Source organism: Mesorhizobium sp. M7A.F.Ca.CA.004.12.1.1, from assembly GCF_003997835.1.
In the GTDB taxonomy this organism is placed as follows: domain Bacteria; phylum Pseudomonadota; class Alphaproteobacteria; order Rhizobiales; family Rhizobiaceae; genus Mesorhizobium.
Window position 1 is genome coordinate 1 of the sequence record NZ_RZRK01001401.1, and the last position, 694, is coordinate 694.

1 protein-coding gene is annotated in these 694 nt (G+C 65.1%); it reads right to left on the bottom strand.

From position 1 onward, the window contains the following. Positions 1-694: efflux RND transporter permease subunit (locus EN984_RS36675; RefSeq protein WP_164766021.1), on the bottom strand; the 694-nt coding region annotated here is incomplete at both ends.

Below are 694 nucleotides of genomic sequence, written 5' to 3' on the forward strand. Positions count from 1 at the left end.
GCGTCATCACCATGAAGCCGGAGTTGTAGGAGCCGTTCTGGCCGGCGTTCTCGAAAGTGCTGCGGATCTCGCCGGAATCGCGCATCGGCTGGATCAGTCTCTCGATCTTCTGCATCTGCTGCGTTGTGTAGTCGAGGCTGACGCCTTGCGGGGCGCTGATGCGCAGAAGCACGGCAGCGCGGTCCTCGGTCGGCGTCAGCTCCTGGCGGATGGTGCCGAACAGCGTGAAGGCGGTGCCGGCGAACAGCACCGCGACCAGAAGCACGATCCATGGCGCGTCGAGGCAGGCGTGCAGGCTGCGCTTGTAAGCCGTATTGAGCGCGCCGCCGATGCGGGCGCCGATGCCATGGCCACCTTCGTGGTGGAGCGATGCGCCGGTCAGCATGCGCGAGGCGAGCATCGGGCACAGCGTCAACGCGACCACGCAGGACAAGAGCACCGACATGGCAAGCACGAAGCCGAATTCGCGGAACAAGCCGCCAGTCTGGCCGGGCAGGAACGAAATCGGCACGAAGACGGCGACCAGCGTCAAGGTGGTGGCAATAACGGCAAAGAACACTTCCTGCGCGCCAAGCACAGCGGCCGCACGCGGTCCCATGCCTTCGTTGCGTCGTCGCACAATGTTTTCGAGCACGACGATGGCGTCGTCGACGACCAGGCCGGTCGCCAGCACCAGCGCGAGCAGGGTCAGGAT